This is a genomic window from Candidatus Brocadia sinica JPN1, from assembly GCF_000949635.1.
GTDB lineage: Bacteria > Planctomycetota > Brocadiia > Brocadiales > Brocadiaceae > Brocadia > Brocadia sinica.
This window is the reverse complement of sequence record NZ_BAFN01000001.1, coordinates 3,247,080-3,272,252: the sequence shown is the minus strand read 5'-3', so window position 1 is coordinate 3,272,252 and position 25,173 is coordinate 3,247,080. Positions and strand designations below refer to the sequence as shown.

27 protein-coding genes, 1 pseudogene and 1 riboswitch are annotated in these 25,173 nt (G+C 42.7%); of the genes and pseudogenes, 19 read left to right on the top strand and 9 right to left on the bottom strand.

What is annotated here, in order from left to right; translation table 11 throughout:
- Window positions 1-46 precede the first annotated feature (46 nt).
- The 7 genes from BROSI_RS14930 to BROSI_RS14900 all read right to left on the bottom strand — a co-directional run bounded on the left by BROSI_RS14930 (window position 47) and on the right by BROSI_RS14900 (window position 5,141).
- Complete coding sequence (locus BROSI_RS14930; protein WP_052564587.1) at window positions 47-715, bottom strand: hypothetical protein; 669 nt, start codon at window positions 713-715, stop codon at window positions 47-49.
- A 105-nt stretch (window positions 716-820) separates the two neighbouring features.
- On the bottom strand, window positions 821-1,273 hold the full coding sequence (locus tag BROSI_RS14925) for a hypothetical protein (protein ID WP_052564586.1): 453 nt from the start codon (window positions 1,271-1,273) through the stop codon (window positions 821-823).
- Window positions 1,274-1,549: 276 nt separating this feature from the next.
- Window positions 1,550-1,861, bottom strand: a complete 312-nt coding sequence (locus tag BROSI_RS14920; RefSeq protein ID WP_052564585.1) for a hypothetical protein — start codon at window positions 1,859-1,861, stop codon at window positions 1,550-1,552.
- Window positions 1,858-2,061, bottom strand: coding sequence for an addiction module protein (locus BROSI_RS14915; RefSeq protein ID WP_052564584.1), 204 nt, complete (start codon window positions 2,059-2,061; stop codon window positions 1,858-1,860). Before BROSI_RS14915 ends, BROSI_RS14920 begins: the two co-directional genes overlap by 4 nt.
- A 55-nt stretch (window positions 2,062-2,116) precedes the next feature.
- Window positions 2,117-2,380, bottom strand: a complete 264-nt coding sequence (locus tag BROSI_RS14910) for a hypothetical protein (protein WP_052564583.1) — start codon at window positions 2,378-2,380, stop codon at window positions 2,117-2,119.
- Entirely contained in the window at window positions 2,377-2,646 is a 270-nt protein-coding gene (locus tag BROSI_RS14905; protein ID WP_052564582.1) for an AbrB/MazE/SpoVT family DNA-binding domain-containing protein, read from the bottom strand. Before BROSI_RS14905 ends, BROSI_RS14910 begins: the two co-directional genes overlap by 4 nt.
- 218 nt (window positions 2,647-2,864) lie before the next feature.
- Entirely contained in the window at window positions 2,865-5,141 is a 2,277-nt protein-coding gene (locus tag BROSI_RS14900) for a tetratricopeptide repeat protein (protein ID WP_052564581.1), read from the bottom strand.
- A 384-nt stretch (window positions 5,142-5,525) separates the two neighbouring features.
- On the opposite strand from BROSI_RS14900, the gene aroF reads away from it, so the two are divergent.
- The 15 genes and pseudogenes from aroF (at window position 5,526) to nth (ending at window position 16,182) form a co-directional block, all read left to right on the top strand.
- Window positions 5,526-6,542: a 3-deoxy-7-phosphoheptulonate synthase gene (aroF, locus tag BROSI_RS14895; protein WP_052564580.1), complete on the top strand. Its 1,017-nt coding sequence runs from the start codon at window positions 5,526-5,528 to the stop codon at window positions 6,540-6,542.
- A gap of 3 nt (window positions 6,543-6,545) precedes the next feature.
- On the top strand, window positions 6,546-7,046 hold the full coding sequence (locus BROSI_RS14890) for a pyridoxamine 5'-phosphate oxidase family protein (RefSeq protein WP_052564579.1): 501 nt from the start codon (window positions 6,546-6,548) through the stop codon (window positions 7,044-7,046).
- A gap of 42 nt (window positions 7,047-7,088) precedes the next feature.
- On the top strand, window positions 7,089-8,276 hold the full coding sequence (locus tag BROSI_RS14885) for an aminotransferase class I/II-fold pyridoxal phosphate-dependent enzyme (protein ID WP_052564578.1): 1,188 nt from the start codon (window positions 7,089-7,091) through the stop codon (window positions 8,274-8,276).
- A gap of 12 nt (window positions 8,277-8,288) precedes the next feature.
- On the top strand, window positions 8,289-9,266 hold the full coding sequence (trpS, locus tag BROSI_RS14880) for a tryptophan--tRNA ligase (RefSeq protein ID WP_052564577.1): 978 nt from the start codon (window positions 8,289-8,291) through the stop codon (window positions 9,264-9,266).
- 105 nt (window positions 9,267-9,371) lie between these two features.
- A complete protein-coding gene (gene argS / locus BROSI_RS14875; protein WP_052564576.1) occupies window positions 9,372-11,069 on the top strand; it encodes an arginine--tRNA ligase in 1,698 nt (565 codons plus the stop codon).
- Between the two features lie 296 nt (window positions 11,070-11,365).
- Window positions 11,366-11,823, top strand: a pseudogene (locus BROSI_RS20860) (tyrosine-type recombinase/integrase); the annotation flags it as partial.
- Window positions 11,824-12,078: 255 nt separating this feature from the next.
- Window positions 12,079-12,660 (top strand): DUF3786 domain-containing protein, encoded by a 582-nt coding sequence (locus BROSI_RS14865; protein WP_052564574.1) that lies wholly within the window; start codon window positions 12,079-12,081, stop codon window positions 12,658-12,660.
- A gap of 371 nt (window positions 12,661-13,031) precedes the next feature.
- A complete protein-coding gene (locus BROSI_RS14860; protein ID WP_200891763.1) occupies window positions 13,032-13,322 on the top strand; it encodes a PIN domain-containing protein in 291 nt (96 codons plus the stop codon).
- Window positions 13,319-13,531: a hypothetical protein gene (locus tag BROSI_RS14855; RefSeq protein ID WP_052564573.1), complete on the top strand. Its 213-nt coding sequence runs from the start codon at window positions 13,319-13,321 to the stop codon at window positions 13,529-13,531. Before BROSI_RS14860 ends, BROSI_RS14855 begins: the two co-directional genes overlap by 4 nt.
- A 111-nt stretch (window positions 13,532-13,642) precedes the next feature.
- Window positions 13,643-13,831, top strand: coding sequence for a hypothetical protein (locus tag BROSI_RS14850; protein ID WP_052564572.1), 189 nt, complete (start codon window positions 13,643-13,645; stop codon window positions 13,829-13,831).
- On the top strand, window positions 13,816-14,112 hold the full coding sequence (locus BROSI_RS14845) for a type II toxin-antitoxin system RelE/ParE family toxin (RefSeq protein WP_052564571.1): 297 nt from the start codon (window positions 13,816-13,818) through the stop codon (window positions 14,110-14,112). Before BROSI_RS14850 ends, BROSI_RS14845 begins: the two co-directional genes overlap by 16 nt.
- Window positions 14,113-14,180: 68 nt before the next feature.
- Window positions 14,181-14,804: a class I SAM-dependent methyltransferase gene (locus BROSI_RS14840; RefSeq protein ID WP_200891762.1), complete on the top strand. Its 624-nt coding sequence runs from the start codon at window positions 14,181-14,183 to the stop codon at window positions 14,802-14,804.
- A 114-nt stretch (window positions 14,805-14,918) separates the two neighbouring features.
- A complete protein-coding gene (locus BROSI_RS14835; RefSeq protein ID WP_052564569.1) occupies window positions 14,919-15,140 on the top strand; it encodes an addiction module protein in 222 nt (73 codons plus the stop codon).
- Between the two features lie 87 nt (window positions 15,141-15,227).
- Window positions 15,228-15,509, top strand: a complete 282-nt coding sequence (locus BROSI_RS14830) for a hypothetical protein (protein WP_200891761.1) — start codon at window positions 15,228-15,230, stop codon at window positions 15,507-15,509.
- A gap of 31 nt (window positions 15,510-15,540) precedes the next feature.
- Window positions 15,541-16,182: an endonuclease III gene (gene nth, locus BROSI_RS14825; RefSeq protein WP_052564568.1), complete on the top strand. Its 642-nt coding sequence runs from the start codon at window positions 15,541-15,543 to the stop codon at window positions 16,180-16,182.
- A gap of 275 nt (window positions 16,183-16,457) precedes the next feature.
- Here the strand turns inward: nth and BROSI_RS14820 are convergent, their stop codons facing one another.
- Both BROSI_RS14820 and BROSI_RS14815 read right to left on the bottom strand, forming a co-directional pair.
- Entirely contained in the window at window positions 16,458-17,375 is a 918-nt protein-coding gene (locus BROSI_RS14820) for an SPFH domain-containing protein (RefSeq protein WP_230400697.1), read from the bottom strand.
- Window position 17,376: 1 nt separating this feature from the next.
- Window positions 17,377-17,820: an NfeD family protein gene (locus BROSI_RS14815; RefSeq protein WP_157842552.1), complete on the bottom strand. Its 444-nt coding sequence runs from the start codon at window positions 17,818-17,820 to the stop codon at window positions 17,377-17,379.
- Between the two features lie 444 nt (window positions 17,821-18,264).
- Window positions 18,265-18,376: riboswitch (cyclic di-GMP riboswitch) on the top strand.
- A 134-nt stretch (window positions 18,377-18,510) separates the two neighbouring features.
- On the opposite strand from BROSI_RS14815, the gene BROSI_RS14810 reads away from it, so the two are divergent.
- The 4 genes from BROSI_RS14810 (at window position 18,511) to tkt (ending at window position 25,171) form a co-directional block, all read left to right on the top strand.
- A complete protein-coding gene (locus tag BROSI_RS14810) occupies window positions 18,511-21,402 on the top strand; it encodes a hypothetical protein (protein WP_052564566.1) in 2,892 nt (963 codons plus the stop codon).
- A gap of 166 nt (window positions 21,403-21,568) precedes the next feature.
- The gene (locus tag BROSI_RS14805; RefSeq protein ID WP_052564565.1) at window positions 21,569-21,784 is read left to right on the top strand and encodes a dodecin; all 216 of its coding nucleotides are present in this window, start codon (window positions 21,569-21,571) and stop codon (window positions 21,782-21,784) included.
- Window positions 21,785-22,327: 543 nt separating this feature from the next.
- Complete coding sequence (gene proC / locus BROSI_RS14800; RefSeq protein WP_200891760.1) at window positions 22,328-23,143, top strand: pyrroline-5-carboxylate reductase; 816 nt, start codon at window positions 22,328-22,330, stop codon at window positions 23,141-23,143.
- Between the two features lie 15 nt (window positions 23,144-23,158).
- Window positions 23,159-25,171: a transketolase gene (gene tkt, locus BROSI_RS14795; protein ID WP_052564563.1), complete on the top strand. Its 2,013-nt coding sequence runs from the start codon at window positions 23,159-23,161 to the stop codon at window positions 25,169-25,171.
- The last annotated feature ends 2 nt before the right edge of the window (window positions 25,172-25,173 follow it).

Here is a 25,173-nt window from a genome sequence, read left to right as displayed (position 1 = left end):
ACATTTTCTCACGCCACCGTGAAGTCGTCAAGAGGGTAGGTCGGCACTACAAGCCGTTTTTGAAATCGACCCCAGTAAAATCAATGGTTTCCAGGAGACAAATACCCAAAAATGACCTTTTTTGGGGTGCGAATTGCGAAAGTCGGGCTAGGTTCTGGGTAACGTTGGAAATCGCATAATCCCCTGTCTGGATAGACCCTACAGGCGAGTAAATGTTAACGACTGTAGAAGTTTCTCCCTCAATCTTCATTTCTTGTTTCTTCCGTAGCGCGTGAACAAAAAGATCAATCTCGGTGCCTACTTTCGTCAAAGCCGCGGATCGAGCCGAGTCGAGTTCGGATGCCAACTTGTCAAACAGGTTTGGCGATCCTATGAGATCAGCATTTTGCTTTACATATCCCTTCAAGTCACTAAGCTTTTCCGGTAGATGGTATGAAACCAGTTCTTTTAACTCATTAGCTAGGGTATCGGAGTACGAAATACCAGATGTTGTCAGGAACCGGAAGTATGTTTGCCACACTAGCTGTACTCTGCTTTTTACAGCGTCTGCGCAGATGTCCGTTATTCGCTTCAGCGTCCATCCTGAGCGAAAACCTCCCCGCGCACTCATTTCTGATTTAATACGCTCAATCTCTCCTTTAATCCTTGCAGTCTGCTCTGCTATCTCAATCTGCACGCGATCCCGTGCAATCCGTGCAACTTCTTGGTCAACCATGTTATTGATATCCGATGATTACGATGCCTACCACAAAAATCAGCCTTGAGTGTAACGAGTCGGCTGGATTGGATGGTCACACATATGATTTTTTTATTTCTATAATCATTTTCCTATTAACCCTAATTGGTCTTGGCCTTGCTTGGTATGGTTGGAATTGGTGGTCTTCTGAACGATTTCGGTGGCTGACGGTGGTTGTTCTGATTTTGATTTTAATTTTTCGGTCTTTGGATTTGTATTTGTTACAGAAAGAATTGTCCTATATGCGATTTCAGCCAAGAAAGCCAGTAGAGACAATAACCCGATGATAAAAGCCCATTTTGCATAAAAGGTTGCTTTACGTGACTGTTCAAGATTTTGTTTATGTTGTTTATCAGTATATGCCGTATCCATTTCATCCAATAATTGCTTGGCTGCAATATGTTGATGAGCATGAGGAAGCCATCGGTTCATTTCTCTGATAAGCTGGGCACGGGAATAAGAAGCATATTGTTTACGATAACTCTCTATTACTTCATCAGGATCCGGCAGTTTTCCTATGATTTCCTCATCATTCATTTTTTATGTTTAACAAGTAATTGAACAGCATCTGGATAACGTTACTTTTCGAATATTACCCCGAAAGATTCTGCCATTTTGTATAATCTCTATAAACCGACTACTCCTCATATCACAATACTTCTAACAAAAACCTTTAAGATTGCAATCTTAAAATTCTTTTCTTTTAAAACCTATTAACCAATTCTCAAAATAAGCTGGTCAGAGTCGAACCTTCACCTTGACAGCTCAACATCTCAAATCAATTTTTACCAGCCACGCACCTGAATTAAATGGTTAGCTTTTTCTATTTTTTAATTTTTCTCTAATCCAAGAGGGATTTCGTCTCATGTCCAAGACTGCAATTACTTTTACGATATCATTTTCTACTTCATAGTAAATGGCGAATGGAAATCTCTTTGAAAATGCTCGATAAAATCCAGATTTCTTATTGTGCATTCCAGCATAAAGTTTCAGAGATTCAAGGTCAGAAATTAGACTGTAAAAAAAATAATCACCAACGCCATTTTCTTTTTTATCATAAAAAATTCGTCCTTCTTCGATATCCGAGACAGCTTCTTTTAAAAGAAATACTTCCCTTACTTTCATCGATGACGGATGCCTTTTAAATCCTCCAAAGAAATATATTCAGCATCGCCTTTTTCAATTTTCTTTTTTCTTTCTTTGAGAATGTCTTTATGCCACTCCGGAGATTCAATTTCTTCTTCTTTGCATAATGAGTCCCACAACTCTTCCATTGCTTGTAAGCGTTCAATGATAGACATTTTCTCTATTTCAGTTAAAAACATACTCACCCCCTTATTTATTGAGGTAACGAATTATTATACAGTTTCAGTATAACATTCAAAACTTATCAATTATATCGTGTGTGCCTACATAATAAAGCTTATACACATTTCCTTCTTGTTTAAATACACACCGATACCCTTTATCTACGTAAAACTCCCAGAAGTCAGACCATTCGAGCCGGTGTATTTGCAATGAATTGTGTTTAGGATTCTCTTTCAGATAGATTAATTGTTTTTTAAACTTCTTCTTAATTTGTTTTGGCAGGTTGTCATATTGGAGGAAAAATTCTGGCTCAACGGCAATAAGATATTTGCTCAATCTTTTAATTCCTTAACAAATGTATCTATCTCATATGTTTTAAAATTGCCTTCCTTGAAGTTTTTATCAGCCTTTTTCACCTTTTTTTGTACTTCAGAAGTCCAAAACCATGTCTGTGAACGTGGAATATTCACTGCCGGCTCTAATATAATCTTTCCCTTCTCCACCCTAAAAGCCAACTGGTCTCCTGCCTTTATATGCAATGTTTCCCTGACCTCTTTCGGTATGGCAACCTGTCCTTTTTGAGATATTGTTAATGTCTTCATTTTATTAGATTCCTACATTTCATATTATAAAAACTTTTATTAATAGTAAAATTGTAAAATTATTTTACAAATACTATCATCTCCATTCATGTATTTCAACATATTTGTATTTTATAATAACTGTGACCAAATTGTGATTGATTCCTGCGGAAGTAAAAGGAATGAAATGGAATTGCCGGAATTTTGACATGTTGTAAAATTTTTTGTTATAGACAATTTCACTCGGTAGTATCTTCCAGTTGCTGTATGAGCTTCTTTATCCCATCAGCCTGTTCCTGCTGTGGGTCTAGTTTCAGGCTTTCTTTCAGGTGAAACAGGGCCGTATCCCTGTTCTTCCTGTATTTTAAAACAACAGCCCCCAGATTCATGTGGGCATTTGCATAGTCAGGCCTTATCCGTATAGCTGTCTCAAATTCGTGAATGGCATCGTCATATAGGTGTTTGTCGTTGTACAGAATGCCGAGGTCGTTGTGCGCCTCCGCATGGTATGGTTCTATACTGATAGTTAATTTGAACTCACGCTCGGCCTCGTCCATAAGGCCTTTTCTGTAATAAGCGATCCCCAGGTTGTTGTGCGCATCGGGATAGAGAGGATTAACGGATATTGCCTGCTTGAATGACTGAACGGCATCATCCAACTTTTTCTGCTTTGTCAGAACAACGCCAAGATTATTATATGCCTTTGCATGCTTGGTGCCTATGTTAAGACATTTTTTGTAGTATTGAATCGCACCTTCAAACAGATTCATCTTGTCATAATAAATGCCAATGTTATTGTAAACATCTGCATCATTTGGATCAATTATTAATGCCTTATTGTATTCTTCCAGGGCAGAGGCATTAAATCCTCTTTTTTCATAAGCGTTCCCTAAGTTAATGTGTGCCCTGAAACTATTTGGTGAGGTTAAGACCGCCTTCGACCATAACTGCAGGCCGTCCTTCCAGTCATTGTTTCTCTTAAAAGTTAGGTAGGCATTTCCCATTAAAATAAAAAATACTATGAAGACGAATAATGAACCTGTTCCGTTAAAAAAAGGCGAAAATCCCCCCCGCCTTATTCCTCCCCCACCTGCGGGGAGAGGAGAAGGATAAAGGGAACTTAACAATTTCCCTCCTCTTAGCAAGTCTGGCAAAGGATGAGAACCAATTTCTTTAAGGTTTGTAGCGCTATAGTTACTTCTCCTCTTTGACAGTAAACTAGCAACAATCATGCAAAACCCCGCACCCGGTAGATATAAATAACGTTCTGCCATAATATTTCCCAATGGGATAATATTCATTACCGGGATGAGCGTGACAAATAACCAGAGAATAAAAAAGAAAATATACTTGTGCTGAGACCGTAGCCGGAATGTACATATCCCTATTGCAATAAAAAGCAAGCTGGACAACCAAAATGAGATTTTTAAAAATGATGTAGAAAAAGGGACTACGTAATCGGCATTCAGTTTAAACGGCAGGAAGAGGAGTTTTACGTAATAAGCCAGCACATGGGTCATGGTCAAAAAATTAATAAAAATACTGTCCCGGGGGTATGGGACATGTAATTCCTGAGGATTATGGAGGAAGAAGAAACGAGTCAAGATGTAAAACATGGTAACGAGGAAATATCCCACGTAATAATGGATAATTTTTGCCTTGAGATATGTAAACCGAATCCCCCCGTTTCTCCCTTTCCCTAAAGGGGATACCGTGAGAGCATCATTTTTTGATAAAAGTCTCTGGAAAATCAAGTCGTATAAGACAATTAATACGGGCAAAGTAATTGCCATTTCCTTGGAAAAGAGACTCAAAAAATAACAAAGCAGCGATAGAGGATAATAAAAGACATATCCGGTTTGTCTTGCTTTCGGCAATTGTTCAGTATCACGCTGTACATTTTGGAATTTTATAATCTCCCCTCTTTCCCCTCCTTTAGAAGGAGGGGGCAAAGGGGTGGTGATACAAATACCTTGCGAATTAGCTTCTCTGTAAACAAATAAAAAGACGTTGTGTCTACCTCGAAAATGGGTAGACACTGCCTTCAAATAAAAAATGAATGCCAGGATCAGAAACAGAAACGCCAGGAGGTCTTCCCGAAAGCCTACGGCATTGACCACCTCAGAAAAAAGAGGAAAGGATGAAAAAAAGAGAGCGGCAATCAAAGCCGTCGTTCTTTTTTTCAATACACGAAAGACAAAGACAAAGAAAAGCGTGCTATTCACAGCATGAAGGAGAATATTGGTAAGATGATACCCCAGTGGATTCAAATGCCAGAAGGTATAATCAATAAAATACGATAAAGTCACCACAGGGCGATACGTTAATTCGGCTGAAAGGATGAAGTATTTACTGGTAAAAAGATTCGGGAAGTTACCCCAATGCCGTATGAAGTAATTATTGATGACCGTAGATTCGTCATCGTAAACAAAGGAGTGTTGCAAACAGTTCAGGTAAACAAAAATTGAAATAAAAAAGGGCAACAATAAGCAAAAAATACGAAGTCTTCTTTTCAAATTTTCTCAATCCTTTTTTGAACCTGGATAAACAATGCAGAATGTATGAAAGAATCGAATCAAACAATATACCAAAGTATGTGTATTTTCAACGTAAAACTTATAAGGATAAGACATTAATAAAATTACACTTGACAATAAAACTGTGTTATGTAAAATTTGAGCTATATTAATTCCTTATTTATAAGATTCAATTATGAATATCTTCAGTAATAATCCAAAACATTGCAGGTTTTATTGGGTAATTTATTACTTCAGGTATTGTTATAAACAAGGGGGGTCTTAGGGTTCGACATTACATTATGAAGATGTTGATATAATGCCCTAAAACCGCTGGTTTTGGGGCTTTTTTTTGCCCACAAATTTTGGTGGAGGTTGTAGCTAATGATTATTGTAATGAAGGCCGGATCGGCAAAAAAGGATATAGATCATGTCCTTGGAAGCATAGAAAAGGCCGGCTTAAAGGGGGTTCTATTACAAGGAACGAACCGAAACGTAATTGCGGTTATTGGGGATGAACGGGTATTACCCGCTGATTTTTGGGATGTGATGCCAGGGGTGGAAAAATCAGTCCCAATTCTTGCGCCATATAAACTGGCAAGTAAAGAAGGAAAAGATTTCAGAACGGTCATCCATCTGAACAACGGGAAAAAAATTGGTGGTGAAGAAATCGCCGTTATTGCAGGGCCATGCGCTATTGAAAGTAAAGAACAGATAATTGAAATCGCTAAACGGGTCAGAGATGCGGGCGCAACCGCATTAAGGGGTGGCGCATTCAAACCCCGAAGTAACCCATATACCTTTCAGGGTCTTATGGAAGAGGGTCTCGTTCATCTGGCTCATGCCCGTGAGGCATCGGGTCTGCCAATCGTCACTGAGGTACTTACACCAGAACACGTAAAATTAGTGAGCAAATATTCTGATATATTACAAGTCGGAACCCGCAATATGCAGAATTTTTTACTCCTGCGGGCAGTGGGCGAATCGGGTAAACCCGTAATTTTAAAACGCGGAATGTCTGCCACTATTGACGAATTTCTCCTGGCTGCAGAATATATCCTGGCACAAAATAATCCCAATGTCATTCTGTGCGAAAGGGGTATCCGAACCTTTGAGACTTATACACGGTTTACGTTGTCGCTGAGCATTGTGCCACAACTCAAGGAAATGACGCATCTGCCCATCATTGTAGACCCCAGCCATGGAACAGGGAAGAGAAGCCTTGTTAATCCAATGTCCAAGGGTTCTGTGGCTGTGGGTGCAGACGGCTTGTTAATTGAGACCCACCCGGATCCTGAGAAGTCCTTTGTGGACGGACCACAAACGATTACCCTTGAGGCATTTGAAGAACTCATGGAAGAACTAAAACCTGTAGCAGAAGCGGTTGGAAGAAAAATATAACCCGTGAGACGAAAAGACAAAGAGATATCAGATAAAAATGAAATCGAAGACCTCCTTGCAAGTTCTACCGTGGGAAGATTGGGTACCTGTGCCAATGGGATTCCCTACATCACACCTATGAATTTTACGTATGACAAGGAGACATCGAAAATATTTCTCCATTGTGCAAATGAAGGAAGAAAACTTGATAATATCAGAATAAATCCAACGGTATGCTTTGAGGTGGAGGAAGTCAAAAATGTTATTGTGAAACAACCAAGCTGTGCATCTTCAGTTGCTTACCGCTCTGTTATTGTGTTTGGCAGTATAAAAATACTTTCTAACCTCAATACAAAGAACTACGCCCTTCAGAAACTAGCTGAAAAGTATGCGCCGCAAAACCCCAGAACCCCTTTCACTGATGCAATGCTGAATAAAACAAATGTACTCGAAATAGAAATTAAAGAAATGACCGCCAAAAGGAGCCCTGTCAAACCTGCTGTTACAGACCCGTCAAAAAAATGAAGGAGCACATTACCACAACACGAAAGGAATTGGATAGAATTTATGGAGATCACGGCATCAAAGAGATTACAGTCTATTGGCGCATATGCCTTTGCAGAAGTAGATAAAGAAGTCGAAAAATTAAAAACACTGGGGATTACCCCGATTGATTTTGGTGTTGGTGACCCTACAGTGCCAACCCCTGATATTGTGCGTAAGGCAACACAAAAGGGAATAACACTCAGAAAGTCTTCAGGCTACCCGAGCTACATTGGCGCTCCGGAATTCCGGCAGTCAATCGCCCGGTGGATTCAGCAAAGGTTTGGCATACAATTGGATCCGGCTACGGAGATTTCGTCCACCATTGGCTCAAAAGAGGCAGTATTCAATTTTCCGGAAGGAATCGTCAACCCCGGTGATTATGTCATCATCCCCTCACCAGGATACCCCCCCTACACGCGGGGTACGTTATTCGCCGAGGGGATTCCGTATTATGTACCCCTCTTGGCAGAAAATAAATTCCTGATGGACCCAATACCCATCCCGGATGAAGTTCGCAAGAAGACAAAAATTATGTGGATTAACTATCCTAACAGTCCCACGGGAGCCGTAGCGCCCTTATCATACCTGAAAGAAATCGTAGAATTCGGAAAAAAATATAATATCATCATCGCCTCGGACGAGGCTTATAGTGAGATTTACTTTAACGAACCACCTCATAGTATCCTGGAGATTACAAAAGAAGGGGTCATTGTCTTCAATTCCTTCTCCAAGAGAAGCGCCATGACGTGCTACCGGGTCGGATGGGTTGCGGGCGATAAGCAAATTATTGATATATTTAAAAAGGTAAAAACAAACATTGATTCGGGTACGGCCACCTTTATACAAGATGGAGCAATTGCTGCCCTCAGCGATGAGACTCATGTCGAAAAGATGAGGGCTGAATACAAGATCAAGAGGGATTTATTAGTGGACGCATTTAGGAATATCAACCTTCCTGATTGCACCCCGGAGGCAACAATTTATCTCTGGCAAAAGGTACCGGCTGGCATGACATCTGTCGATTTTGCCCGGAAACTCCTTTCTCCCGATATTGCCATTGTAACAACTCCCGGGGCATGGATTAGCGACAAGACAGAAACCGGACTAAACCCAGGCGAAGGTTATGTACGGTTTGCCCTCGTACCCAGTATCAAAGATACAAGAGAAGCTGCGCGACGGATTAAAAAGATATTGCCGAAGGTTTTATAAAGGGAAGATTTCATGAAAAAGCGGCTCTTTAGCGGGATTCAGCCCAGCGGAGATGTCCACATCGGCAACTACCTGGGTGCTATCAGGAACTGGGTGCGGATGATTGACCAGTACGACTGTATCTTCTGCATCGTGGACTATCATGCAATTACGATTGAATACAATCCGGAAGACATGCAAAAGCGCATTCTCAATGCGGCTGCAGTCAACATCGCCGCAGGCCTTGATCCCGAACGATGCATCATCTTTGTCCAGTCCTGCGTACCAGAACACACGGAACTCGCATGGATACTCAACACGGTAACCCCCATGGGTCATCTGGAACGCATGACCCAATTCAAAGACAAGTCGAAGCAGCACAGGGAAAACATCAATGCAGGGTTATTTACCTACCCTGTTTTACAAGCTGCTGACATCATGATTTATAAAGGTGAAGCCGTACCCGTGGGCGAGGACCAGGTACAGCACATTGAACTGGCCAGGGAGATTGCCCGAAAGTTTAATATGCGATACGGAGAAACATTTCCCGAACCGAATGAAATCCTCTCAGAAGCCCCGCGGATTATGGGACTCGATGGCAAAACCAAGATGAGTAAGAGCCTGGGAAATTATATCTCACTGGTGGAAACCCCTGAATCGATCTGGAAGAAACTCTCCACGGCGGTAACCGACGAGAACAGAAAGAGACGCACCGACCCCGGCAACCCTGACATCTGCAACCTCTTCACCCTGCATAAACATTTTTCCAGAAAAGACCAGATTGACCGTATCAACGTGGTGTGCCGTTCGGCAGAAATCGGCTGTATTGAATGCAAAAAGATCTTGTCTGATAATATTATCGAAGCCCTTGCTCCCATCCGTATGAGGTACGAGCAATTGATTCATGACCCGGAATATCTATTAAGCCTCTTACATGCTGGTGCAAAGAAATGTAAAGAGATGGCAGAAGTCACCATGGCTGAGGTGAAAAAGAAAATGGGGTTGATGTGATAAAAAAGATTAACCACAATGGCCTTAGAGAAAAGGTTAAAATCCAGAATTAAGTTATTTTTCAGTTATTCTACATCTGGTTGCAGCTATCCAGCGCTGTGAATTATGGATCACTTTATCAAAAACATCGCATCTTTATTGGAAGAAAAAATAAACCTTCCGGAAGATGAAATAGAAAGACTTATCGAAATACCACCCGACTTCAGGATGGGTGATTACGCATTCCCCTGCTACACCCTCTCAAAAATTTTGAAAAAGTCCCCGGTCATCATCGCCGCAGAACTATCGAACACATTACCTGTCATTCGCCCCATCGCAGAGATAAAGGCCGTTGGCCCTTATATAAACTTTTTTGTGGACAAAGTAACATTATCAGAGCTAGCGTTAAGAGCTATTTCCAAAGAACGCGACGGGTATGGCTGTGAGGTCTTAGGCAAAGGAAAGACGGTAGTTGTCGATTTCTCTTCCCCAAACATTGCCAAACACCTCGCCGTTCACCATCTCCGTTCCGCACTGATCGGAAATGCCCTCTGCAATATCTATAAAACCCTTGGTTATACCTGTGTTGGTATCAATCACCTTGGCGACTGGGGTACGCAATTCGGGCAATTGATCGTTGCTTATAAAAAGTGGGGAAGTGAAAATGCCCATACGTCTTACACCGTTACCGACCTGAATAACCTTTACGTAAGGTTTCACCAGGAGACAGAAAAAAATCCGGGCCTGGAAGACGAAGCAAGGGCATGGTTCAAAAAGCTCGAATCCGGAGACTCTGGGGCAAAAGAACTCTGGCAACACTTTAAGGATATCAGCTTAAAAGAATTTCAGAAGATTTACGATATGCTTGGGATACACTTCGATGCCTTCATCGGTGAGAGTTTTTACAATACGATGGTTGAAGATACCATAACAAGAATCAAAGATAAGGGGCTAGCCAAAGTCAGCGAACAGGCATTGATTGTCGACTTAGAGTCTTACAATATGCCTCCATGCCTCCTCCGGAAAAAGGACGATACCACACTCTACGCCACCCGCGATATCGCAGCCGCAGAATACAGGAAGAAGACTTACGACTTTGACAGGATGATTTACGTGGTCGGCTCTGAGCAAAAGCTGCATTTTCATCAGTTTTTCAAGGTTTTGGAGTTGATGGGATACGACTGGGCAAACCGTTGTGTACATGTGGATTTCGGTCTCATGAAATTCAAAGACGGCAAGATGTCTACCCGCAAGGGAAAGGTCGTTCTCCTGGAAAACCTGTTAATCGAGGCCGTTGAACGTATCAGAAAAATTATTGAAGACAAGAATCCTTCGTTAGAAAATAAAGAGGCCGTGGCAAGGGATGTGGGCATTGGAGCCGTCATCTTCGCAGATCTGTGCACGAAACGCAACAAGGATGTGGTCTTTGACTGGGATGAGGTGTTGAATTTTGAGGGTGAAACAGGCCCGTATGTCCAGTACACCCACGCCCGGCTCTGCAGCATCCTGAGGAAATACGGAAAGTCTGTGACAACAGACATACAATTTGCATTATTGAAAGAAGACGAGACCTTTATCCTGATCAAAAATTTGTGGCAATTTCCCTCCGTTATCCTGAAAGCAGCCGAGTTTTATGAACCCTCTCTGATCTGCAATTATCTTATTGATGTGTGTGGCAGCCTGAACAGGTTTTATAATGCCCATCGTGTCTTATCGGATGATGCGGAACTGACCAAGGCTAGAATATTACTGGTAGATGCGACTCGTCAGGTCATAAAGAACGGTCTTCATGTCCTTGGAATGCAAGCACCGGAACGGATGTAACTACCTGTTAATTCTATCCCTTTTGGATTGATTGTAGTTCAAAATGGGCACAAATTATGATACAAGAATTTACTAAAACACCTATTATCGGCCAACAAGGAGAGATTCCCTCCCGTTCATTCTTCAGAAAAACCAAAAAAAGCTTGCATTCTTCTTCATTTTTGTATTATCATCCTTTTCAAAGGAAAAGCATTTCCTATCATCTTGACTTCGCCAAGGAGTGAAGACCATGCAGGAAGCTTGCTCCGCAACAACAAGTTCGAACAGAACCATCAAATGTCCATCAGACAAGTCGGATGTTGCCGGAGTCACTCAAGGCACCGCTTCTGGAACACCTAGAAAAAGTCAAGGCGATCCATGAGAAAGACCTGTCCGAAGGATGGGGGCGTGTTCAAATGCCTGGCGCGCTCGATCGCAAATATCCCAATGCACCGAAGGAATGGCGCTGGCAATGGGCCTTCCCACAGGAAACCCGATGGAAGAACACAAAGGCCGGTGAAGAAGGGCGACATCATACCCACGAGACGATTCTTCAGCGGGCCGTCAAGGAAGCAATCCGCAAAGCGGGTGTTGTCAAGCACGCTGGTTGCCACACATTCCGTCACTCCTTTGCTACGCACTTGCTTGAGGCCGGTTATGATATTCGCACCATACAGGAACTTCTTGGACACAAAGACGTTAGCACAACGTGGTCTACACCCATGTCTTGAACAAAGGCGGTCACGGTGTCCGGAGTCCTGTCGACAGGTTGTAGGTCGGTTTATACAGTCTGTATAAACCGGAATAGGTGATTGGAGAAAAATACACAAAAGCTTTATAAGAAACAAGTTACAATGCGTTATAAGAAGGCACGGCAACTTCTTATACATGTTGAAATAGTCTGTGTTTGCCGTTTTATACAGACTGTATAATCATTGTTATGCCTAAGAAATACAAGCTGTAAGAGCAATTATTGAGTAGTTTTTTAATATTATTTGTTATCAAATAGAAATGGCAAAATAAGTTCGACATGAGTTTAGAGTTAGCAATAACAAGGTCTTGGGATAACCTCTTAGGTTCGAGTATATCAAATAATACAAAAGTGAAATTTCTTGGTAATGAGTACATAGTTAATGTTAAGTTTCGAAAAGTATTATCATTACCCCATAATACACCAATAGAGGACCATCTAACTGTCTTAATCCTTCATTATCTTTCTCAAAAGATAGCAGGCTTACCAGTAGTCAGTGGAGAATATCTTAGTTTTAATGGGCTCTCTGTTATAAACGGCTTTGCCGAAGTGTTTAAGAAACGATCTACTGATGTGATAATGAAAAGGTACGGAAATAATATATTCAATATATTATCAGTATTGCATAATTTGCCTGCCCAAAAAATAAACCGCGCAGACGTAGCAATTGTGGTTGAGGCATTTGAAGGTGTCCCGATATTAATTGAACTCTGGGATGCGGATGAAGAGTTTGGCCCTGAAGCAAATATACTTTTTGATAAAACCATAACGAAGATATTCTGTGTTGAGGACATAGTAGTATTGGCGGAAGTTGTTGCGCGGGCCGTATCTTGTAAGAATAACTATGGGATGTATGACTAATGGTATAAAGACATTAACTGCAATAAGAAAGGCATAACAACTGCGTGCACTTGAACGAGAGGCACAGGTCGCTTTTTGAGCTTGTTTGAGTTTTATGTCAGCAAATCGTCTTCTTGTTTTATTTTTATCATTCAGTGCCTCTCGTCAGTGACGCACAGCGTTATACTATTATTACACAAAACATATCGCTCTATTTAAATAAACTTTGATATTCAGGTTATAATAAGTGAGGATATATCTCGACAACAATTGTTTCAATCGCCCTTTTGATGACCAAAAGCAACTTCGAATTAAACTCGAAACTGAAGCCAAGTTAGATATCCAAGAACGGATTTTTCAAAAAGAAATTGAACTTGCATGGTCTTACATAATTGGATTTTGAAAATGAAGCAAACCCATTTGAACAAAGGAGGTTCGCTATCAGAGGCTGGAAAAACTATGCATTAGGTGATACAGATGAGACGAAGGAAATCGTTGAAAGGGCTGAAAAATTTCATCAACTGGGAATTAAAAGCAAAGACTCACTTCATTTGGCTTGTGCTATCTCTATGCAATGCGAATACTTTCTAACAACTGATGACGAATTGATCAAAAAAGCATCAGGTATTGAGGAAATTAAAGTAACTGATCCAATCTCTTTTATAAAGGATGTAACTGAATGATTACTGATGCAGAAATAAAAATTAAAGGCATTGAAGCCCTTATTAATACCTTAGGTGAGGTTGAGGCTGAGAGGTTCATTTCGTTAGTGATGAGAGAACCATTTGATTATACTAAATGGCAAAGGACTCTTTGGATTGATAAGTCGGTTGCAGAGCTAAGTACGGCAGCTATGAAACTTAGAAAAAAATCGAAAATACAAAAAGAATAGCCTAACAAGGTGCTGCACCGGACGGCAATTCCGCTGCTCTCCATTGCCGCCGGTGAGTTTGTGCGTTAGATTTTACTTCATCCTATAGGAGAAATTTCCTATAATACTAACATGAGCACTTTAAAAGACAACATTGCAAAAATGATTCATAACTTGCCGGAAGACTCCACACTGGAAGACATACAATACCATCTTTATGTGCTAGAAAAGATCAGAAAAGGCCAAAAATCTATAAAAGACGGTAAAGGTATTTCCAACGAAGAAGCCAAAGTTCGCCTTTCAAAATGGATTACAAAATAATTTGGTCCCCTGACGTCTTAGAAGATATAGAGGCTATTGGTGAGTTTATCGCAAGAGATTCTGAATTTTATGCTGAATCTACAATTCAAAAAATATTTGAAGCCCCTCAGTCGCTAATCCAACACCCCAAAATAGGCAGAGTCGTACCAGAAGTTAGCAATGAATCTATTCGAGAATTATTTGTTTTCCAATATCGTATCGTTTATGAAATCAAAGCAAATGAGATTCATATTCTTACCGTAATACATGGAAAACGTATATTCGATAAAGAAAAAATCTAAAAAGAAAATTGACTTTCACTTTGGAGAAAGTAGTTCCTTGGGGGCGATCCTGCGACGAATATTTGGCAATGTTCGCCTTGTCGGAAGAAGAACTTAGGGGGCGGTTACTGGGATGTGGCGATGGTCCTGCAAGCTTTAATTGCATGATGACACGTCGTGGAGGCCATGTGGTTTCTGTTGACCCGATTTACCGTTTCAGTGCAGATGAAATAAGAAACCGAATAGATGAAACATATGAAGAGGTTATGGAACAGACCAGAAAGAACAAAAATGAGTTTGTGTGGGGACGTATTTTATCAGTTGAGGAACTCGGCAAAGTTCGTATGGCTGCTATGAACGATTTCTTATCCGATTACGCAGCAGGCTTAAGGGAAGGTCGTTATGTAGACGCGAGTTTACCCACCCTCCCATTCGAAGATGGAGAATTTGACATTGCCTTATGTTCTCATTTTCTCTTTCTTTACAGCGAGCACCTTTCAGAAGATTTTCACGTTCGGTCAATAGAAGAACTTTGTCGGGTTGCATCTGAAGCAAGGATATTCCCACTGTTGGAACTGGGAGCAAAAAAGTCAAGACATCTCGAGACAGTGGTAGATAGACTTGAAAGATGCGGTTTTGTGGTCAATGTAGTGAAGGTACCTTATGAGTTTCAAAAAGGCGGAAACGAAATGTTGAGGGTTATAGCCACATAACAAAGCGCTGCACCTGACCGCTATTCCGCTGTGCTTTATAGCGGCAGGTGAGCTTGGTCGTTAGCCTGTAAATAGGATATTGAATAAATTTCTAAAATAATTTAAAATTTTTTTATGATTATAGATACAATTCCACAATTAAAAAAATTATCCAATTCCGAGAAGCTTTTGCTTATCAATGAGCTGTGGGAGTCTTTATCTTTACAAGAAGATGCTTTACCAGTTCCGGACTCTCACAAAAAAATATTGGACGAACGTCTTAGAGAGCATGAAACGAATCCAGAACAGATCTCTGCATGGAAAGAAGTAAAGACTAGGATATTGAAGAAAAAATGAACCTTGAAATTTTCATCAAGCCTCGATCGGAATCGGATTTATTGGAGGCTTTCAAGTTTTATGATGAACAATCTTCTGGTTTAGGTGATGAATTTATTCGTTGCGTTGACGCCAAATTGGAATTTATTAGTAGGAATCCTAATACCTGCCCGAAATTGTATAAAGATTTTCACCGAGGATCAATGCTATGTTGGCAGTTGTCCTGGCCTGTTTTATGGAGGTTGTCATGGCAACGATGAAAAAAAGGTATTCGCAGAACTCTGTAAAATAGTTGAAGAAACAATTGAGCTTTACAAAAAAGATGGGAAACCGCTGCCTCCCCCAACAGCGGGTAAGGACTATGCAAACAGGTTAATACAGATCGCTTGATGTCCAATCTGCATAAATTCAATATAATACCATGTCAGAAGACCGTGTTAAAAAGATATTATCACTCCTGGAAAAGGCATACCCAGATGCAAGGCTTGTACTCCATTACAAAAATCCTCTGGAATTACTCGTTGCCACTATCCTTGCCGCACAGTGCACCGATGAACGGGTCAACAAAGTAACGGAAACACTCTTCAAAAAATACAAGGCAGCAAGGGATTACGCAGACGCAGAACAAGAGGTCTTTGAGCAAGAGATCCGTTCCACGGGTTTTTACAAAAACAAGGCAAAAAACATCATCGCATGTGCGAAAGAACTCGTTGAAAGATTTGATGGGAAGATACCCGATACCATGGAAGACCTCGTGGCCTTACCGGGGGTGGGCAGAAAGACGGCCAGCGTGCTTCTCGGCAATGTCTTCGGGAAACAGGCCGTAGCCGTGGATACCCATGTCTTTCGCGTCTCCCACCGTTTAGAACTTGCCAAAGCCAGCGATCCCGACAAGGTCGAACAGGAACTCTGTAAGATTATTCCCCAGGAAAAATGGACACGGTCATGCCTAGTCCTGGGCACCCATGGCAGGCGCACCTGCATTGCCCGAAAACCGCTCTGCAATGTATGCGTAGTGGAAAACCTGTGCAACTCGCCCGACAAAACGTATAGCAGCAAATAGTGCATACACATCATCCAATCATGAGCGCCATTGCGGGCACATTCGCTTTGCTCAGTGTAAACTCTGCGAGACAATCTGAATATCCTACAAAACAGCAACACTTTAGTTTTTTAAAAAATAGCCACAGAGGGGCACGTGAAACACAGAAACAACATGCCGCTCCGATGGAGATTGATTGTGGAATAATGGTTTGTCTATAAACACAAAAAGACTTTGCCCGATCTTCGTTGCAGTAAGGCGGGTGATCTGGTGTCTGCTTCGGGAACTTTTCAATTCTATGTATTTTTATTCTCGTCTTTTTCCAAAACGTGCTTTTCTTTCAAGAGTTCACTAATTCCAGCGATGCTTCCCAGAATGGCCGTGGACTCATAAGGCAAAAAGACCTTCGTTGCTTTGCCATCAGCGATTTTTTGGAGGGATTCAAGGTATTTTATTGCGATTAAATCATTTGTCGGCCTTCCTTTATGAATGGATTCGAAGACGGTCTGGATTGCCTCGGCCTCTCCTTTGGCTACCGTGAGCTTCTGATATTTATCAGCTTCGGCGACTTTTTTTATTGCCTCCGCTTGTCCTTCGGCCTTAAGGATTGCCGATTGTTTGTGTCCCTCCGCCTCAAGAATCATTGCACGCCTCTCCCGTTCTGCCTTCATCTGTCGATGCATGGCCTCCGTGACGTCCTTGGGGGGTTCTATTCTCTGGAGTTCGACCCTCGTTACCTTAGTCCCCCATTTGTCGGTTGCAGTATCAAGAATTTCCCGCAATTTCGTGTTTATTATCTCCCGTGAAGTAAGCGATTCGTCCAAGGCTAAATCACCGATGAGATTCCTCAAATTCGTCTGTGCAAGTTTGGTGGCCGCCATGTAATAATTGGCGACATTATACGTAACCTGTACCGGGTCGGTAACCATATAATAGATTACTGCATCTACCTCGACAACGACATTATCCTTGGTAATTACTGCCTGTGGAGGGACATCAACCACCTGTTCCCGCATATCTACCTTCAGCATTCTCTCCAGAAAAGGTATGATAACGGTGAGCCCGCTATCAGCTGTACGTTGATATTTTCCCATTCTTTCTATCAGCCCTTTTTGCCATGGCCTGACGATTTTAATTCCGGTAGCAGCGACCACAAACACTACAATGGCTAAAATAGCAAATACTAATATTTCGGCAGATATCATTTCTGGCATATCACCCTCCTTCACTCAAAATTCTGACGACAAGGTGTGTTCCAACCACCTTTATCACTTCAACCTTTTTTCCGGCAGGTATTATGTCTCCCGTATCGCTGTCAGCTCTCCAGTTCTCATTTCTTATTTGTACAAGACCGGTATTTTTTATAGTATCGATCTCTTCCAGTACAACACCTTTTTCACCAATATACCGGTCAGCTCCAATACCCAGCGGTTGCTTTTTGGTAAATCGTTCCGCAAATCTTCTGGAAACCGCAAAGAGCACACTTGCCATAAGGAGAAAGGCTCCCCATTGCCATGCCATGCCGAATCCCAGGATCGCTAAAATACCCGCCACTGCCGCTCCAACACCAAACCATAAAAGAAAAAATCCGGCGGTAAATATCTCACCAATAATGAAAGCAGCAGCAATGGACATCCATATCCACCAGATCTGAGTCACTTTTTATTTCCTCGTTTTTTCTGAATGAGAGGGTATAGAGGGTCAGACATTCACCTTTTCAAGGCCAATTGTGAGAGACAAGTATTTAATATTGAATTATGAAGGTCAGAACGTTGCTTCCAACCTGACCCTTTTTTCGCGCCAATTCCTGAGGTAAACAACCCGCTGACCGGGTGTGAATAGTAAATCTATGGTGTAGTATCAGAACAAAAAGCCTCTTTCACAATATTGCTGTGGGAAATGCCTGAGATTCGCAATAAAGAGTGAAAGAGCCGAAGATAAAAAAAGTCTATCACATACCGTGTGTGAGTGCAAGTATCATTTTGTGCCGGAACGAAAGAGATACCGTTTTTACAAGTATCCAGCCTTTTTGTTCTTGACACAATTGATTGTTCCTGTTTAATATGTGCCAAATATTATTGGCAATCAAAACAAACAAAAGCATCGCGATAAAGGCAAACCCTGAGTAATCAGGGGACGCAAAGGAAAGGGTCTTGCTAGCCGTTTAAGCGGTTTAAACAATTTAAACTGCTCATGAGACAGCCTTACTGCCGAAGATGTTCCTGATGAATATCTTTCCAGTAAGGCTTTTTTGTTTTTACGGGTAAAAAAGTGCTATGGTGAAGCCTCTAGCTATTTTCAATTCACCGAAAATCCTGATAATCTCTCATTTCATGCCAGGAATATCCTATGACTAAAAATACCATTTCTCATCATCAACAAGACCTGCTTGCCTTGCTGGCCGGCGTGTCCGGTCATTTCGAAGTAACTTCTCCCCAAGATGAGCGTTCCATCCAATCACTCCAGGAAACTTTAGCCAGGGTACTTCCCGGGGAAGATATCACCACAATAAAAACCAGTTTCTTTTCTGTTGAAAATTCTGATTTGTTCTTTACCGATACGATTGCACCTCATCAATTGACACGACTACAGGAACTGGCCGGAAGGGGACTGAAAGAAGCCGGTGGTGCAGACCTTCGGGTATTTGTCCGGGAAGTGCCGGTACGCAGTACCCAAATGAAAGGTTCTGTCCCCCTATGGGCAGGTGGCGCCGCTCTCGAAAAAACTATCGGGCCATTCCACAGCAAGGATGGCAGAAAGATATGGTTTGACTTTTTCAGAATTGAAAGGCTGATAGCGCTCTATCTTGAAGGGAGGCCTGACCCGGCAATTCTCTTCAATGTATCATTGCTGAGAAAATTTATCATCCACACATTACCCCCGGTTATCGAACCATTGACAAAATACAAACTGCTACCAGACAGTGTGTGGGTAAATTCAGAAATATTTGCCCCAAATGCCCCCGCAGGATTTTATACGGGTTTGAAAATAAAACACGGTGAAATTGCCCTGAGTGCTCACCCCCATATCATCAACAGCAAGCTGACCATTTCCCCCAATACTATCGTAACGGTAAAACTGGAACTGGACCAGCCAGCCGTAACGGATGCCGACCCCGCCAGTCCGTATGGTATCGATGCGCGTAAAGCGACGCTGGAGTTACCGAAACAATTATCGTTTCATTTTTCAGGCAACGGCGGCGCCATAGATGAAATTGCTGACAATCTGCAGTGGAGTGTATACGGACACACTGCCCATTTTACCTGGAACAGGCAATTTGCTCCCACATATGGTCCCGTACTGAACCGGGTGTTAATTCCATACATCTGTTCTGAAAATTCCCTCGCTGTTAACAATTGCCAGTCTCCCTTCAATACGGTTTCAGAAACTGCCAGTATTCAGCGGAGCGCATGGGCATTACCAGCAGCACAAGTTGATGTTACCAAACCACCACCGGCAGCTGGTATTGGCGGTATAGCAATTCAATGCAACAAAGGGCTGACTGCGAAATGGAACGGATTGCAGGGTGGTGAAGTCAATCTTTCAAATCCATATGTGTTGTGCGATGCAGGAAGAATTAGCATTACTGACTTGCAGGCAGGCAATCTGTACTGTAATCAGGAATATGCATTATGGAAAGATGACCTGAATCCCTTTGCTTCTTCCGTGAAGCTGCAATACACGAATGCCTTCCCTTTTCTGTACAATGCATTGGCTAATGGTACCGAAGCGTTGCTGGCATTTGCAAACACCAACCCATTATTAGACAGACCGGTCACGGTGTCCGGTCAGGCATTGGACATTCATTCCAAAAACTCTGTTTTACTGGATAAGGAACCCCGCTTCCCTGATTTGATTGCATTGGAGTACACTGTTCAGGCTACATTTAAAACCAAACATGCTGCACAAAAAGACGCTGATTTGGCGCTGCCACTGGAATTACCTATTACCATACCACCAGCACAGATACCAAAAAATGCTTCTGCAGGTATTGCGCTATCCCCCTACGTGCGAAATGAAAAATATTCTGCTACCGAACTACGGAGAAGATTCTTGTGGATTGAATTTGAAGAGCCGGTGAAAGACACGAAAGACACGTATTTTGCCAGAATTTTGGCGTATGCGCCGGATCAATTAATCAGTAACAATCACCCTGAGTTACTCATTGCATCGGAAGAACCGGCTTTCCCGGTAGACCCTGAATACATCCGCGTTATTACTCCTAATCAATCCAACGATAATGCCGGACTAGACGCCATGCAGCCGATGGAAAAGGCAACCGATTCGGACAGACATTACCTGTTGCCGTTACCACCCGGTCTGCATTCCGAATCGCCGGAAATGTTCGGTTTTTTCACATATGAATTCAGGGTGGGACATTACCGGTACAATGACACAACTGCTCATCATAAGAAGGATGAAAATGTATGGTCAACGGCACAGGGACGGTTTGGAAGGGTCTTGAGGGCAACCGGCATCCAGCACCCGGCGCCCACACTCACCTGTACGGTAAACCGGGACGAGGAAAAATTATACGTATCTGCTCCTTATGCCGTAGCAGTACACAAAGGTAAAAACATCATCTCCGATCCACCAAGGACAGAACTCTGGTGTCTGTTATATGCTCAGGTCAAACAGGCAGACAACCAGGATTTCCGCAATATCTTACTGGATGATAAAATGCTGGATTGGAACGTGCGGGTAGAGCACGATAAAAGAGTGGACTGGGCTGCTGTTTACACCGATGAGCAGCGTATGACCCTGAAACGGGTTGCTATCAGGAACTGGAAAGACGAACTTGATTATGGCAATTTCCGGCATGTGTATCAATTAGCTGATATTACCACGGTCAACAAGGACGCCACAAAATATGGGACGGTAATCTGGAGCAATAACGGAATCAATCAACTGCTGGCCTTGTACGGCCTGCCGCCGGATTCACCGCTGAGTGTATTGTGCGTAGAAATGTTACCCCAGATCACGAACCTGTATGACCATGTGAACAGCCTGGACAGCGAAGAAGTACAAAGGAACCTGAAAAGCACTGTTACCAGCGAGAACTTCCTCTCCGAGGGCATAATAAAAGAAGAAATGGCAATAAGAAAGAAGGCTATGCAATCTGTCAACCTCAGCGAATCTAAACCTTTAAGTAATAACTTAGGCCATTATCGTATCTTAAGAACCTCTCCATTAACAGAAGTCCCATTCGTGTGCTGCACAGAGTGTAAACAGCAAAATTAATTGCCGGCTCGCTCCCAAATTTCGGTTTGGAACGTTCGTGGCAAGAATCTCCGTTTTCGGGGAATATTGGAAACTCAATATAGTATGATGGATGTTAATTTTACAAGCGTTTTAAGCAGTATGATTCTATTCGGTGGTATGTCAATTTAAATCAAGGAGGTGTTGTATGGATAATCACATATATAAAGTGGTTGAATTGGCCGGTACTTCTTCAACAACGATGGAAGATGCTATTCAAAATGCGATTTCAAGGGCATCGAAGACCTTGCACAATATGCGGTGGTTTCAGGTAATTGAGACCCGGGGACGTATTGAAAATGAGAAGATTGCCCGGTGGGAGGTTATATTAAAGATAGGATTTGTACTGGAAGATACCCTTTAGTTAAAGAACATCATAATGAAAGGTCCCCTGAAAGCTGAAACAGCCCCCCCCTTTTGGGGGTCTGCCTCTTTCGCCTTCTCAAGATTCATCTCTACGTCTAATTCGTTCAGGTCTTCCTTGAGCCGTTTCTGTGCTCTCTGGCGTAACTCATACTCTTTCGGATGTCAGTGTAAGAGTGCGACCATGCCGTCCGCACTCCGGATGAAGTCAAGGTTATCGTATCCTTTGCATGAAAATATTTCTTTAACGGTTAAGGGAAGATTATTTACAGATAAAGTAAGTAATTATCGAATATGCTCGTATAAAAATTCAAAAAATGAAGCATCGGGTAAAAAAATATAGAATTACTGGGAACGAAAATGCTAAGATATTCGGGCAGTTTTTTATGCCAGATACATAGTCACGGAAAAACATCTTGTCTCCTCCCTCTGTGACCCCTCAATGAAGAGGGGGCGCAGGGAAAGGTGGCAACATGAAATTCCTTGAACATTGAATTATTGGTTTCAATAATTACAAAATTCTGTAAATAAGGAAACATCCATCATGGTAAAAGAAAAGATTGGGTTTATTGGTGGCGGAAAGATGGGCGAGGCGCTAAGCAAGGGCATTATTAATGCCAAATTGAACACCCCTGACAAAATTATGGTAAGCGATGTGATTACAGAACGATGCAAACTTTTAACCAAAGAAATTGGCATAAAGACGACGCAAAATAACAAGGATATTGCTTCCTTCGCCGATGTTATTATATTAGCCGTTAAACCACAAATGATGAATGAGGTACTCAGCAATTTAAAGAATGATATCACCCACCGGCATTTAGTGGTGTCTATTGCGGCAGGTATCCCTATCCGGTTTATTGAATCCAGATTACCGGAGGGTATTCGAATCATCCGGGTGATGCCCAACACCCCATGTCTCATAGGCGCCTCGGCTACAGCCTTCGCTTCAGGAAAATACGCTACAAATGCAGACGGACAGTTGGTGTTTCATCTGTTTAACGCCGTTGGAAGGGTATTCCAACTGGATGAAAAGTATCTGGATGCCGTAACAGGGCTGAGTGGAAGTGGCCCTGCATACGTCTACATGATTATTGAGGCATTGTCTGATGGTGGCGTCAAGATGGGTTTACCACGGGATGTGGCCACCATCCTTGCAGCACAAACCGTACTGGGGGCGGCAAAGATGGTGTTAGAAACAGGACAACATCCCGCTCAACTCAAAGATGCCGTGACCTCACCAGGCGGGACAACCATTGAAGGGATAAGCAAACTGGAAGATGGCGGCCTCAGATCGGCCATGATAAACGCCGTTGAGTCTGCCACCGTAAAATCGAGGAAATTAGGTGAATTATTATAAACAGAGGAGCGATAGATGTTGATACACAAACTTGATAAACACAAAATTGATCTTGCCGTAAACACCGTAAGAATGCTTGCCGCAGACGCCATTGAAAAGGCACAATCAGGCCATCCTGGTCTCCCCATGGGATTTGCCGACATCGCCTTTGTCCTCTGGATGCAATTTCTGCATTTTAATCCGAAAGACCCGCAATGGCCCAATCGGGACCGGTTTATCCTTTCTGCAGGTCACGGCTCCATGTTGTTATATGCATTACTCCATCTCTTCGGATATGATTTGTCATTAGATGACATAAAGCAATTCCGGCAATTTGGGAGTAAGACGCCTGGCCATCCTGAGTATGGGCATACTCCGGGAGTAGAAGTTACCACAGGACCTTTAGGACAGGGATTTGCAAACGGAGTAGGCATGGCACTGGCTGAAAAAATACTGGCAGAACGATTTAACAGAGACGGCAGCCCTGTTTTCGATCACCACATTTACGGGGTGGTAAGTGATGGTGACCTGATGGAAGGAATTACCTCTGAGGCCGCGTCGTTCGCAGGACACCTTGGCCTTTCCAATATTATCTATATTTACGATAGCAACCAAATCTCAATTGAGGGAAACACGTCCATTACCTTCACTGAAGACGTTGCAAAACGGTTTGAGGCGTATAACTGGCGGATTTTTAAGATTGACGGGCATAATCATAACGAAATTGCTGCGGCCATAGAGGCGGCACGGAATGAAAAAGAGAAACCTTCGCTGATCATCGCCAGTACCCACATTGGCAAGGGAAGCCCCAACAAACAGGATACTGCCTCCGTGCATGGCGAACCACTGGGCGCTAAAGAACTCGAATTGACAAAGGAAAAACTCGGCTGGCAGAAAAGCCCGGCATTCTATATCCCGAACGAAGTAAAACAACTTTGCCAGGCTCGTGTAGCCGAACTAAAAGGAGAGTATGAAAACTGGCAATCCCTGTTTAATACCTCTGTCAAAGAAGACCCGAATCTATCCCAATTATGGGATGCCTACTTTAAAAAAGGAATCCCTGAAAATCTGGAATCTGAATTACTCAAAACTATCAGGAAGGATTCGATAGCCACCCGCTCAGCCTCCGGTGAGATGATACAGGTAATTGCACAACAGATGCCCTCTTTTATCGGTGGTTCTGCTGACCTTTGTCCATCCACCAAGACCTACATCAAAAACGCCCCTTCTCTGGATAAAGGTAAATTCGCCGGGAGAAATATTCATTTTGGTATCAGGGAACACGCCATGGGCGGTGTTTTAAACGGATTGGCGCTGTACGGAGGCATTATTCCCTTTGGCTCTACCTTTCTGATGTTCTCGGATTACATGCGACCTTCCATCCGACTCGCCGCCATGATGAAGATCCGGGTGGTCTATGTGTTTACCCACGATAGTATCTTTGTCGGAGAAGACGGACCCACCCACCAACCCATTGAACACCTGCCGTCACTGCGCGCAATCCCTAACCTGCACGTGATAAGACCGGCAGACGCCACCGAAACTGCTTCCGCCTGGATAGCGGCGCTCAATCATAAAGATGGCCCCACGGCGCTGATCCTGACCCGTCAGGATCTTCCGGTAATCAACCGCTCAGTCTATCCGTCACAAAATCTATTAGCACATGGCGCTTATATACTGAAGGATTCGGCAAAATCCCCCGAGATCATCCTTATGGCAACAGGATCAGAAATCCCCATTGCCCTTGAGGCCACCATGCAGTTACAGGGAAAAGGTATCCAGGCAAGGCTGATCAGTGTGCCTTGCTTTGAGTTGTTCAGATCAAACCCTGATAAATACAAGCACAATTTACTTCCCCCGGCATGTAAAAAACGGGTAGCCATTGAAGCCGCAGCAACAAGCGATTGGTATGAATTTGTTGGATTGGATGGCCTTATCATCGGACTCGACCGATACGGCACCTCTGCGCCGGCAAAAACATTAGCCGAGCACTTCGGCTTCACGGCAAAAAATATCTCGAATGAAATTAACAAAAAATGGGGCATTTAAAA

What these genes read in the sequence shown, in the direction of transcription:
- BROSI_RS14930 (WP_052564587.1), bottom strand. Translation starts at nt 715, where the DNA reads ATGGTTGACCAAGAAGTTGCACGGATTGCACGGGATCGCGTGCAGATT.
- BROSI_RS14925 (WP_052564586.1), bottom strand. Translation starts at nt 1,273, where the DNA reads ATGAATGATGAGGAAATCATAGGAAAACTGCCGGATCCTGATGAAGTA.
- BROSI_RS14920 (WP_052564585.1), bottom strand. Translation starts at nt 1,861, where the DNA reads ATGAAAGTAAGGGAAGTATTTCTTTTAAAAGAAGCTGTCTCGGATATC.
- BROSI_RS14915 (WP_052564584.1), bottom strand. Translation starts at nt 2,061, where the DNA reads ATGTTTTTAACTGAAATAGAGAAAATGTCTATCATTGAACGCTTACAA.
- BROSI_RS14905 (WP_052564582.1), bottom strand. Translation starts at nt 2,646, where the DNA reads ATGAAGACATTAACAATATCTCAAAAAGGACAGGTTGCCATACCGAAA.
- aroF (WP_052564580.1), top strand. Translation starts at nt 5,526, where the DNA reads ATGATTATTGTAATGAAGGCCGGATCGGCAAAAAAGGATATAGATCAT.
- BROSI_RS14885 (WP_052564578.1), top strand. Translation starts at nt 7,089, where the DNA reads ATGGAGATCACGGCATCAAAGAGATTACAGTCTATTGGCGCATATGCC.
- trpS (WP_052564577.1), top strand. Translation starts at nt 8,289, where the DNA reads ATGAAAAAGCGGCTCTTTAGCGGGATTCAGCCCAGCGGAGATGTCCAC.
- argS (WP_052564576.1), top strand. Translation starts at nt 9,372, where the DNA reads ATGGATCACTTTATCAAAAACATCGCATCTTTATTGGAAGAAAAAATA.
- BROSI_RS14865 (WP_052564574.1), top strand. Translation starts at nt 12,079, where the DNA reads ATGAGTTTAGAGTTAGCAATAACAAGGTCTTGGGATAACCTCTTAGGT.
- BROSI_RS14855 (WP_052564573.1), top strand. Translation starts at nt 13,319, where the DNA reads ATGATTACTGATGCAGAAATAAAAATTAAAGGCATTGAAGCCCTTATT.
- BROSI_RS14850 (WP_052564572.1), top strand. Translation starts at nt 13,643, where the DNA reads ATGAGCACTTTAAAAGACAACATTGCAAAAATGATTCATAACTTGCCG.
- BROSI_RS14845 (WP_052564571.1), top strand. Translation starts at nt 13,816, where the DNA reads ATGGATTACAAAATAATTTGGTCCCCTGACGTCTTAGAAGATATAGAG.
- BROSI_RS14840 (WP_200891762.1), top strand. Translation starts at nt 14,181, where the DNA reads ATGTTCGCCTTGTCGGAAGAAGAACTTAGGGGGCGGTTACTGGGATGT.
- BROSI_RS14835 (WP_052564569.1), top strand. Translation starts at nt 14,919, where the DNA reads ATGATTATAGATACAATTCCACAATTAAAAAAATTATCCAATTCCGAG.
- BROSI_RS14830 (WP_200891761.1), top strand. Translation starts at nt 15,228, where the DNA reads ATGAATTTATTCGTTGCGTTGACGCCAAATTGGAATTTATTAGTAGGA.
- nth (WP_052564568.1), top strand. Translation starts at nt 15,541, where the DNA reads ATGTCAGAAGACCGTGTTAAAAAGATATTATCACTCCTGGAAAAGGCA.
- BROSI_RS14820 (WP_230400697.1), bottom strand. Translation starts at nt 17,375, where the DNA reads ATGCCAGAAATGATATCTGCCGAAATATTAGTATTTGCTATTTTAGCC.
- BROSI_RS14810 (WP_052564566.1), top strand. Translation starts at nt 18,511, where the DNA reads ATGACTAAAAATACCATTTCTCATCATCAACAAGACCTGCTTGCCTTG.
- BROSI_RS14805 (WP_052564565.1), top strand. Translation starts at nt 21,569, where the DNA reads ATGGATAATCACATATATAAAGTGGTTGAATTGGCCGGTACTTCTTCA.
- proC (WP_200891760.1), top strand. Translation starts at nt 22,328, where the DNA reads ATGGTAAAAGAAAAGATTGGGTTTATTGGTGGCGGAAAGATGGGCGAG.
- tkt (WP_052564563.1), top strand. Translation starts at nt 23,159, where the DNA reads ATGTTGATACACAAACTTGATAAACACAAAATTGATCTTGCCGTAAAC.